6 protein-coding genes and 1 pseudogene are annotated in these 11,196 nt (G+C 41.0%); 6 read left to right on the top strand and 1 reads right to left on the bottom strand.

Going from position 1 to position 11,196, the window contains the following annotated elements:
* The 6 genes and pseudogenes from QUA99_RS06765 to QUA99_RS06740 form a co-directional block, all read left to right on the top strand.
* The coding region (locus tag QUA99_RS06765; protein WP_333460321.1) for a CHAT domain-containing protein at positions 1-1,617 on the top strand (1,617 nt) is incomplete at its 5' end.
* Complete coding sequence (locus QUA99_RS06760; protein WP_333242170.1) at positions 1,617-1,823, top strand: hypothetical protein; 207 nt, start codon at positions 1,617-1,619, stop codon at positions 1,821-1,823. The genes QUA99_RS06765 and QUA99_RS06760, both read left to right, overlap by 1 nt.
* A 161-nt stretch (positions 1,824-1,984) precedes the next feature.
* A complete protein-coding gene (locus QUA99_RS06755; RefSeq protein WP_333242173.1) occupies positions 1,985-4,393 on the top strand; it encodes a dynamin family protein in 2,409 nt (802 codons plus the stop codon).
* A 57-nt stretch (positions 4,394-4,450) separates the two neighbouring features.
* The gene (locus QUA99_RS06750) at positions 4,451-5,323 is read left to right on the top strand and encodes a hypothetical protein (protein ID WP_333242174.1); all 873 of its coding nucleotides are present in this window, start codon (positions 4,451-4,453) and stop codon (positions 5,321-5,323) included.
* Positions 5,324-5,334: 11 nt separating this feature from the next.
* Positions 5,335-7,650, top strand: a complete 2,316-nt coding sequence (locus QUA99_RS06745) for a dynamin family protein (RefSeq protein WP_333242178.1) — start codon at positions 5,335-5,337, stop codon at positions 7,648-7,650.
* A 278-nt stretch (positions 7,651-7,928) separates the two neighbouring features.
* Positions 7,929-9,421 (top strand): annotated as a pseudogene (locus QUA99_RS06740) (IS5 family transposase).
* 279 nt (positions 9,422-9,700) lie between these two features.
* On the opposite strand, the gene QUA99_RS06735 reads toward QUA99_RS06740, so the two are convergent.
* Entirely contained in the window at positions 9,701-10,609 is a 909-nt protein-coding gene (locus QUA99_RS06735; RefSeq protein WP_333242181.1) for an Rpn family recombination-promoting nuclease/putative transposase, read from the bottom strand.
* Between the last annotated feature and the right edge of the window lie 587 nt (positions 10,610-11,196).

Genomic DNA, 11,196 nt, shown 5'->3' with positions numbered 1-11,196 from the left:
CCAGTCTCAAATTTGCCACCAGCACCGACAATTACTCAAAATCCAGCCCCAGTCTCAAATTTGCCACCAGCACCGACAATTACTCAAAATCCAGCCCCAGTCTCAAATTTGCCACCAGCACCGACAATTATTCAAAATCCAGTGGTTGCGCCTGCTGCTGCGCCGATAAATCTCGCACCGATACCGACACCGGAGCTCGCAGCCAACCAGCCGCCCAGCACAAATCCTTTATTTTCGCCCAGCTTGCAAGAGCAAAACCAGATATCTAATTCCTTGCAACAGCGCAATTCACCTCCCGCGTCTGGGAATCTTGACGCTTCCAAGTTGCCCACCAACCTCGACGCCGTTATTTTTCCCGTCGAGGAGAGATTTACCAGTGAGTTTGTCGATTACCTAAGTTTGCCATCAACAACTGTGATCGCCACCTTAGAAGATGCCCAAAATACCCTTCGCGGTGTCCAACAAGCCACAGGCATCAAACCAGCTATCATTTATATCAGCTTCGTACCCAGGGGTTCTACAGTCGATCGGGCTTACAGCAGTTCGCCCATCTTGCGCGTAGAACAGCAAATCCAAGCCTCTGACGAACTGGAAATGATGGTGATCACCCCGGAAGGTGTGCCCGTTCGCCAGCGCATCCCTGGAACCTCTCGCGCCCAGGTAATGGAAGCTGTTCGGAAATTTCGCGATGAACTGACTAATCCGGTAAAGCGCAAGACTACAAGTTATTTGCCCTTGGCTCAGCAACTTTACCAGTGGATGGTAGCGCCGCTCGAAGCAGAACTGCAAGCCAAAGGCATTGAGAATTTATCTTTTATCTCAGATATGGGGTTGCGATCGATACCGATGGGCGCGCTGCACGACGGCAAAGGCTTTCTGGTAGAGCGTTACAGTGTTGGATCGATGCCGAGTCTGAGTTTGACAGATATCAGCCCCGCCAATTTCAAAAATACCCAAGTTCTGGCAATGGGGGCGTCGCAATTTCCAGAGATGAGTCCTTTACCTGCGGTGGAAATAGAAGTATCGACCATCACCCCGCAGCAGTGGCCGGGCAAGTCTTTCTTGAATGAAGCTTTCACCCTGGCTAATTTGAAATCGCAGCGCCAGCAGTATCCTTTTGGGATGATTCACTTGGCTACTCACGCCGAATTTCGATCGGGAGATCCGAGCGAATCCTTTATTCAGTTGTGGGATACTAAACTGCGTTTGGATCAGTTACGGCAAATGGGATGGCACAGCCCGCAAGTGGAAATGTTAGTTTTGAGTGCTTGCAGGACTGCTGTGGGCGATCGAGAGGCCGAGTTGGGCTTTGGCGGGTTAGCCGTGCAAGCCGGGGTTAAATCGGCTATGGCGACTCTTTGGTATGTCAGCGACGAGGGCAGTTTAGGATTGATGGCGGAGTTTTACGGGCAGTTAAAAACTGCTCCGATTAAAGCAGAAGCACTCCGGCAAGCGCAATTAGCGATGTTGCGCCAAGAGGTGCGAATTGAAGGGGGGATGTTGCACACTTCTGTTGGCAATCTGCCACTACCCCCGGAATTGGCAAACACGACGAGTCAGAATTTTTCTCATCCTTATTATTGGTCTGCTTTTAGAATGATTGGTAATCCTTGGTAATGAGGTTTGTTTTAGTCGATCGACTGTTGACTAATTGTGCGAGAGTTCGATCGGCTGCGTTGGGGAATATGGGTATAATCGATCGCAATTTAGAGCGTTCTTTCGGCGTTTGTGCGATCGTTTCATACCTGCATTCAGCAACGCCCGCTGATAATCTAATTGAAGATATGCCACAATCTGAAGATCCTGTTTGTAACTTTATTTAAATAAATAAATAAATAAATAAATTGCGATCGTATTTTGACAGGTATGGTATGATGATGCCCTAGAGTCATAATTCAACAGTGCGGCTGTCAGCCCTCTATCAGTTGCGACTCAAATATGTTAACTAGGATACATATTCATGATCAACACCAGTATTTAACACATGAGTAAACAATTATACAAAGTTTTTGACGAAGTAGAATTCAAAGCTCAACTACTTGCTAAATACTGGAATAATTTTTATACAGAAATTTCCGAGCATTTACCAGATACATATCAGCCTGAAATGCAAGAACTGTCTATAAAGTTAGACGAGGCTTTAAGCACTCTGGTTGAGGAACTCCGTAATCCAACTCTGACTCTTGCGACGACAGGAACCACCAGTAGTGGGAAAAGCACTTTGGTAAACTTGTTATGTGGAGCCGAAATTGTCCCCGTAGCCGTAAGTGAAATGAGCGCCGGGGCAGTCACTATCGAATATAGCAAGGAAAAGTCTCTAATAATCCATGAAACACCAGGAGCATTGTGGGAGTGTGGAGAATGGAGAGGTATCAGAGAGGAAAAAATTTATCAGCGCTTATACCAAGTAATGATAAGTTATATCGAAAACAGAGAAAAACAACCGAATTTAGCTTGCCCACAATCTACAATATTTTACCCTTTCAGGCTTGTCAAAGAGTCTAAACTGGAACTACCACAAGGAACAACGGTAAAAATTCTTGATTTACCTGGTTTGGCCTATGTGGGCGATCAAGGTAACGCAGATATTATTAAACAGTGCCGAGAGGCATTGTGCATAGTCACATACAATAGTGCAGAAACCGATGCACATAAAGTAAAAAGTTTACTGCAAGAAGTTGTACAGCAGGTAAAAGATTTGGGTGGTTCTCCTGCACGTATGCTCTTTACTCTGAATCGGATTGACGTTTTTCGAGCTGACAAAAATTGGCCGGAAACAGAAAATCGCTTTGTTGAAAAAGCTATACGTGATATAAAAAACGAATTGACTGAACAACTACAAGAATATACAGAAGATATAGAGAAGTTACAAGTTGTCAAACTTAGTACATGGCCTGCTCTACTAGCCCTTCAGATCCAAAATAATGATGATATCTATAGTGCTGAAGCCTGTAAAAAGGCAGACAACAATTTTAATGGATTAATTGATGAAGATATATTAGAAGTCCTGCCACGTAACGTACAAAAATGGTCTAGACACGATCGAAACCGAGTTGCTGAAGCATTATGGCAAAAATCTTATGCAGAGGAATTTCAACAGAACTTAAGGGGACATATTACTCAACACTTTCCACAGTTAGTAATCCCACAAATTATAGAACGCTTCAATCTATCCGCAGGAAATGCCGTAACGGAATGGGCAACACAAACAACAACCGCTATTCTTAATAGTTCGGAAGAACGCTATAAACAGGAATACGAAAATATATCAAGGATTAGGGCATCACTTAAACAGTTCTTAGAAATTAGCGATACAAATTTAAAACAGCCTTTTGAAAAACTAGATACAAAAGTTAAAAAGGTTCTAGCAAAACAGTCACAAGATGATGTTGTGAAGTATATAAGAACCATAATTTCGGAACTCCAGCAGGTCGAACCATACGATGAATTACGAGAAAAATTATTCCCACTTTATTCATGGGAAAATGAATTTCAAAAAGGAATTAACCAAGTATTAGAAGCAGTGGCAAAGTCTTTAGAAACTGGAAGGGTAGACTTAGACAGCCCGAATTTAAAAAGAGCAAATGTTTTAAATGTCAATTTACTCGCAAGAAACTTGAACCGTTTAGTTGGCTTAGGCTACAAGGATTCCGTTGCTAAAAAAGGAAAAACAATGGAAGCAAAAACGGAGGCTGAGAAAAATAAACTCAAACAACTTAATGAGGAACTCAATGAACTAGCTATCCATCTTAACATTGTTATACAGGATGTATTAAAACAGATTTCCACTCAAGAATTAAATAGAATTTATCAGGCTGTGTCCGAATTGTTTCGTTGCCATTTGTCTTATTTTGAAAATGAAGCCAATGATATTGCACCTAACATAGCGATTAAGTTTCCTGAATCCGAACTGATTAAAGTCGAGAGTCATTTAACATTTAATTTTAGGTTTAAAGCAGGATTTCCTATTACAAAAGGGAATTGGGAGGAAGCAGTACAGGTTGAAAGACAAAAAAGAACTTGGTATACATTGTGGATAGGGAAGAAAACCATTTATGAAACCGAATATCGAACCCGTTCTAGCGATAATGCTGACATACCAAGTGTAGAAAATTTACTTGAAGGGTGGGTTATGCAGGCAAAAGGGGAAGACTCAGAAAGAGTAAATCAAGTTGCAAGCTGGTTACTAGAACAAATTGATTGTCTAAAAAAAAATGTAGATAAAGTTCAGAGTGATATTATTAACCGTTATCAAGAAAGGCTCGATAAGGCAAACCAAGAAATTACTATTGATTATGAAAAGCAAAGAAATGTCTGGCAACCTATGGAACAAAAAGCTCAAAACCTAGCAGAAGAGTTTTCTAGCTTAGGAAAAATCTGGAAAGTTAACTGAATTGACAATTGCTTTTGTTAATTTAAAATCCGTGTTCTATCCCAAAAATATAATGACATGAATCCGCCACCCCAATTTTCAGTAGGTCAAAACATAGAAAAATTGTATCAAGCGATTTGTGAGGAGATTTATCCTAAAATTAAAAATCAAAAGAAGGGAGTTCTGTCCACAGTAATATATATAATACTTGGAGCAGACAACTCACAAGCTCAAGAAGTTTGTCAGTATCTTAAAATTAAAGATTACGCATCATTAGAAGATGATTTATCTATATCAGTTGATATTATTGGGCTTTTCATAAGTAATCCTAATAATCAAAAAAAATGGATAAATGATATAATTCAGCCGGTGAAAGAGAGTGTTAAAACTGTACGTAAGAATTTTGGTAATACTTGGGAAGATACTCAAATGAAGTTATTTCAGATTGTTGTTATAGGATGTCTAATTGTAGGAGCAGTTGTTTGTATAAAATATCTTGAAAAAGCCAAAAAAGAACGAGAAGTAGGAGATAGTCGCAAAAATCAGCCATTAGATAGCTCTCCACCACGACCAAAAGTTCCTGTACCTGTAGCTTTGTGTCTTGTTGTACCAGCATCGATGGTAGAAAATGTAAGAGAAAATCATCCAATTGATGTCTCTGACATAGAAAAACTCATAGATAATTCCTTATATTTTCTATGTACAACTCCAGAAGATGCGGATGCGACATGGAAGCGGTTAGACAGAACCGACGAAGATATTACAACTCTTAGTGAACAGAGAGAAATTTACGTCAGGATTAACATTGATAATGGGGAAGAAATGATTGGGAAGAAAGTTCCATATATTTTAAAGAGAAATCTCCCTTCCAATGGACAAGGTATGGTTAAACAATTAGCTTCTTTAAAATATCTATCTGTATCTGGTTTAGAAAACTTTAACCGCATTTAAGGAACCTCAAAATGGACTGGAAAGCAGCATCTTCTTACTATGAAGCTCGTCTTAGCGACGCTCTACACGTGCAGCGACACGCGGTTAATTTGGCTATGTTACCCCAAGCTGAAGTTCCTGCTGGATTTAAAGACGTACTTTTACAAGAAGCAGAACCAACTCGTCGCCAACTTGAAAGACTGAAAAAGCGCGAGTTTCGCATCGCTGTTGTCGGACTCGAAAAAGCAGGAAAAAGCACCTTTATTAATGCTTGGTTGCAATGTGATTTACTTCCAGCAAAGGGAGGAAGATGCACATTTACCACAACACAAATTTATTCAGTTGAAAACGAGTCCGAACAAAGGCTGGAAGTACAAGCGAGAACCGAAGAAGAGTTTATCAACTTACTCAAGGAACTGGAGAAAGTAGGGGCGAAAGAAGACCTCAATACTATACGAGCAAACGAAATAACTTTACAACAGGTAAGAAGAGAAGGTAATCTGACTTTTCCCTTTACTAGACTCGAAGATATTAGAGAACCACTCAAGAAGTATGTAGCAGATGAAAAGTATGCTCACGCTGTTTTAGAGGCGAGACTTTATACTAACAAACTTGCTCAGGCTGAAGGGATTGTTTTTTATGATGTTCCCGGTTTAGATTCAGGTTTAGCAAAGCACGTTGATGAAGCACAAGCAATGCTCTCTGACTGTGATGCGGTGATATTGGTACAGCGGTTTACTAGCCTCCGGGAAAAGGAACTAGAAATAATCAAGTTTACCGAACTTGGCGATAAAAACGTCACCGTTGCTGATAAGCTTTTTGTATTTTTAAGTCGGATTGATTCATTAGGTAGTGCAGAGGCGCTTAAAACACATATTGAAGAAGCATCTCAAGACTGGTTAAAGCGTGCAAAGCTTCCACCTGAACGCATTGTATATGGTTCAGCCGGAGCCTATCTAATTTTGAATGGTTTAGCAGGAGAACAGACTAAGTTAGAGATTGGGGATGCAAGTAATATCGAAGCTCAGTTGAAGAGACTAACTGGAATTACCGATGAAGAAACTCTGAATAAAAATGGTACGGGAATTCCAGAAATTAAGGAAAAAATATTTAACTATATCAACACTGAGCGTGTCTCGATTTTAAAAAAAAGATGCGAAGCTTCTATCAATAAAATTTTCAGCAATTCCGAACAGATTTATATTACAGTCAGCAAAAAGTATCCAGAAAATCCTGAAGAAGCCAAGCTATTTGAAGAAAATAATCGGCGGGTTTTATTTACAGAATGGTGGAATCAAAAATGGGAAACAATCAAAGCTGATTTACAAAAATACTATGAATATTCGGTTGTAAACAAATCGTTAGATAGTTCTAATGCTAAGTCATTCACTCAAATAGAAAAATTTAGAGAACGATATTTACAAATTGTTGACAATGAAATGCAGAAACTCAGGGAGGAAACATTTAAAAAGAAAGATACTATTTTTCTTGCTAACTCCAATCCTGAGTTTGACCGCATGAAAGCCAATTTTGCTTGGCGGGATGATTTGTACGGTGATATTAGTAAGCTTCTCTCTGCAATTGCTCATCAACTTGCTTTAGAACTTAAGGATGAAGCATTAAAATTAGTTGAATATATGACAAGTTTATTATGGGAAAGTAATCAAGTAAAACCCAGGCTAATTGAAAATTCCGAGGAATATTTTTTAGCAAAACTAGAGAATAGCTTAAGCGTATTATTTTTACGCTTTGCGCGTCCAGTTGCTGAAGCGCTGATTCGCGGCCCAGTTAATAGTGATACTCGAAATAAAATAATCAAAAGTTTAGGGGTAGATATTGAAATTATTGATAACTACTATAGTGGTGAAGAAGCTGCCTTTAGGGTTCTCAAAAAATATGTAAAATATGGTTCAGATTTACTATTTAATTCGGAGATTCGGCAACAAGTATTAGGAGTTACAGGAATAGCAACCCAAATTGCTGGGGTAGCAGCGCAAATAGTAGGAGATTTTTCTAAGGACATAAAATCGCCACAAGAAGAAGCTGTAGTTTTTGAGGTAGGAAATGATATTAGTGCGTTTGAAGAATACTTAGTTTATGCAATTTTTAGTGCGGCTGGTTTCGAGTCATACTGTATTCAAGAACTGAAGGGTTTAGTGGATAGTTTCCGAGACAAAGAAGGTACTTGGACTGGCGTTGCTCTCAATGAGTGGTTGCAGGGAAATCCACTTCTGTTTGCTGAAATACCTGATAACTTGAAGTCACAAGAATCGAATTTAGAAGTTAGCGAACGATTGAGGCAATTATCTATTGCTTTAAAAAGAAGTCGTTCGCCGGAGGTACTGTGAGGGACTGAAACTACAGGAAAATAGACCTTTTGCAAAAGTCCTTTTAATGAAATTTTAGGACGGGCTCTCCGGCCAATCCCACAAAAATCATCTTTTCTTGTGGAATGGGCCGGAGAGCCCGTCTTAGCTATTTTTTGCAAGAGGTCTAATTTAACATAGGGCTTGCTGAATAATCGAGTGCATATTGCGTCGCGAAAGGTTTCGAGCGCGCGATCGAGAATAAACTGCAAGATAAACAGGTAAAATAGGTCAAAACCCGTGCATCACCACCTGAGCTCATGTACAAAAAGGTTGAGCTTGCTCCCATCCCACCCTTGGACTTTGAACTAGCCAACGGCTCTAAATTGTCACGCCTATAACCGTTGGGTAAAGATGGCCCAAGTAATACCGTGGTCAGAATTTGAATCAGAATATGCTCAAAACTTCCCCACAGAAATGGGTGCACCAGCTTTCATCATGGAGGATGGCGTTGGGGGCATTAATTATTAAGGAAAAATTAGGAATTAGTGATCGTCCAAGAGTAGAACAAATCCGTGAAAACCCGTATCTGCAATACTTTATCGGTCACTCAAGCTACAGTAACGAGCTGCCATTTGACCCATCACTATTGGTTCACTTTCGCCAAAGAATTAGTCCGAACTTAATTAATAAAGTGAATGAACGAATGGTCGAAAAAATGCGCTCCATCACCCCAGTTAAAACCGAAAAAAAAAAAGGATTCGGACGCCAAAAATGAGTCACCCAATCGCGGTAAGTTGATCGTAGATGCTACCTGTGCCCCAGCAGACATTACCTATCCGACCGACTTAGGACTATTAAACAAAGCCAGAGTTCATACCGAAAAAATTATAGACATCCTGTATAAACAGATCGAAGATCAAACCAGTAAAAAACCAAGAACCTACCGTAATCTCGCCCGAAAAGATTACTTATTAATAGCAAAACAAAGAAGACCATCCCGCCATAAAAAAAGACAGGCAATTAAAAAACAACTTCAATATATCAAAAGAAACCTCGCTCATATTGAACAGCTAATCAAGTCAGGTGCGACTCTCGAACGCCTGAGCACAAAGCAATATAAAACCTTGCTAGTCCTCACAGAGGTCTATCGCCAACAGCAATGGTTATTTGATAACAATAAACAGAGCATTGAGGATAGAATAGTAAGTTTAAGCCAACCCCATATCCGTCCCAACGTCGCGAGGAAAAGCCGGAAAAAGCGTAGAGTTTGGAGCAAAACTATCAGCCAGTTGCTTTGAAGGATATATATTTTTAGACAGGATGAGCTGGGATAATTTTAACGAATCAGGGGACTTAAAAACACAAGTAGAAGCATATCATAAATTCACAGGGTATTATCCAGAGTCAGTTCATGCAGATCGCATTTACCGAAATCGGGAAAACCGAGCATGGTGTAAAGAAAAAGGTATTAGGCTGAGTGGGCCGCCATTAGGAAGACCGCCAGCAAATGTGAGTAAATCAAAAAAGAGGCAAGCGTTGGAAGATGAGAGGATTAGAAATGCCATTGAGGGCAAGTTTGGGCAAGGAAAACGAAGATTCGGTCTGAACCCTTGTGATGGCAAAACTTGATAATACATCTGGTACAGCCATTGCTATTACTTTTTTAGTAATGAACCTTTCTACCTGGTTAAGACGGGTTTTTTGTGTGTTTTTATGTCAAAAACCGAAAATTACACCTATTTACAGGTCAGTTATTATCAAAAACTATAACTGGACAAGTTATAGCAAACAAAAAATTATGTGTCGCTGAACTTGAATCATTCCTCAATTGCTATCGTGATTTTTCTTAACTTATTCAGCAAGCCCTAACATAAGTCTGTGGGTCCGATCGCCCAAAACATCTTCCACCATCATCAATCAGCTTCTAAATCGCCGGAATCATCCCCGATCGCACCCTTAACATCCTCTCAGCAACGGCGGATGCACCAAAAGAACCCCAAAACCCAGGAAGTAGAGGGGGAGTACGTTTAATGTGTTTGTGCGCGTAAATGGCGCGATCGCCCCCTCAAATGCAATTCCTAACCTCGTTTCACTCTCCCTGCTGCAAATTCTCCAGCCAAACCTCTAAATCCTCGATCGACTGAAAATCTAACAATTCCTCTGCTAGAGTTTCAATTTGCTCGATCGACAAATCAGCAATTCTAGTGGTGATAGATTCCGGTAATGTTCCAACTCGCCGATTTAACAGACGGCGATTTAACAGACGTAAAATCAAAGCTCTTCCTTCTTGTTCCCGCCCTTGCACAATGCCTTGTTCAATGCCTTGTTCAATGCCTTGTTCGATGCCTTCTTCCTTCGCTTCCCGATAAAACCGAGTTTCCTCAAGCGTAATCCCTAACATCGCCTCTGCCTCCCTTCGGTTCAAATTGGTAAACTTGTAAACCAGTATTGTCGTCAGCATCTCTATTATGGCGCGACTCGCTGCCTCAGATTCCTCCCGCTGCGATCGCGCCAGCAACAATCGCGCCACTTCCGGGGTACTCGCTTCGTCGATCGTCGTCAACGCCATCAGCGCCACCCCCAGCGGCAACTGTTCAATATCCCCCAACTCATCCAAATATACCCGATGCACCTGATTGCAGTTCAAGAGCGATCGATACGGATGCGTTTCCGATTGTTCAGTCGATCGACTCGGATAAATTACCACCGCTTCCCAATCTGTAAATCGCTGACGGTTGCGATAAAAATACAAAAACGACTCACCAAACAATCGCTCATAAAGCAATTCATCCCGCTGAAACTGCACCTCACAGAAATATACAACTCCAGGCTCAGCATCCGGCGGCAAAAACACCCCATCAATTTCAAACTTCGGTTCCTTCACAGCAACGGAGTCAAATCGATACTGTTCCGCATTCCATGGTGACTCTTCCAACAGCTCAAACAGCAGCGTCGGATCTTCTTGAAATAACTTGTAAAATATTGAATCTCGACGCATTAACCCAACATCTCCTCTAGCCAGTGCAACTAATCCAACCGTCAGTCGATTTTAGATTTTAGATTTTAGATTTTAGAATTGACTCGCCTTGATAAATCTGAGAGGTTGAGCTTTGGCGTTGCCCTGAGCTTGTCGAAGGGTCTAAAATTTGGGGAGTATCCACAACGATTGTACGTGGCACTATACCCGTTTTTTGGCTGGTTGCAAAAACAGCAAGTCGGTAATCTGCTCAATCAATTCTAAAGGATTCCAGATAGCCTCAGATCGAAAAACATCCTATATTTTCAGTCCTAGACGCACTCCCGACAAAGAAACCGGGTTTTTTACTTAATTTTCGAGTACGAACAAAGGATTTTCCTAACAAAACCCGGTTTCTGGCCCCCCGTGCGTAAGTCCTAATTTTGTTAATGGGCGATCGAATTTCGCCCATCAGCATTCCGTGTTTCCTTACTTGGAACTCGTCCAACCTCAAGCCGTCAGCCAGAATCAACCAACGTGACTTGACGGGGTGACACTCGTCTGGTGGGTCAATAGTAGCTTGTTTGATGCGTCGGCGCGATCGCCCACTCGCACCTCAACAACCGCCA

The organism is Microcoleus sp. F10-B2, assembly GCF_036704965.1.
GTDB lineage: Bacteria > Cyanobacteriota > Cyanobacteriia > Cyanobacteriales > Microcoleaceae > Microcoleus.
This window is presented reverse-complemented; position numbering and strand designations above follow the sequence as displayed.

Coding starts and splice junctions, on each gene's coding strand:
- QUA99_RS06760 (WP_333242170.1), top strand. CDS start 1,617: ATGAGGTTTGTTTTAGTCGATCGACTGTTGACTAATTGTGCGAGAGTT.
- QUA99_RS06755 (WP_333242173.1), top strand. CDS start 1,985: ATGAGTAAACAATTATACAAAGTTTTTGACGAAGTAGAATTCAAAGCT.
- QUA99_RS06750 (WP_333242174.1), top strand. CDS start 4,451: ATGAATCCGCCACCCCAATTTTCAGTAGGTCAAAACATAGAAAAATTG.
- QUA99_RS06745 (WP_333242178.1), top strand. CDS start 5,335: ATGGACTGGAAAGCAGCATCTTCTTACTATGAAGCTCGTCTTAGCGAC.
- QUA99_RS06735 (WP_333242181.1), bottom strand. CDS start 10,609: ATGCGTCGAGATTCAATATTTTACAAGTTATTTCAAGAAGATCCGACG.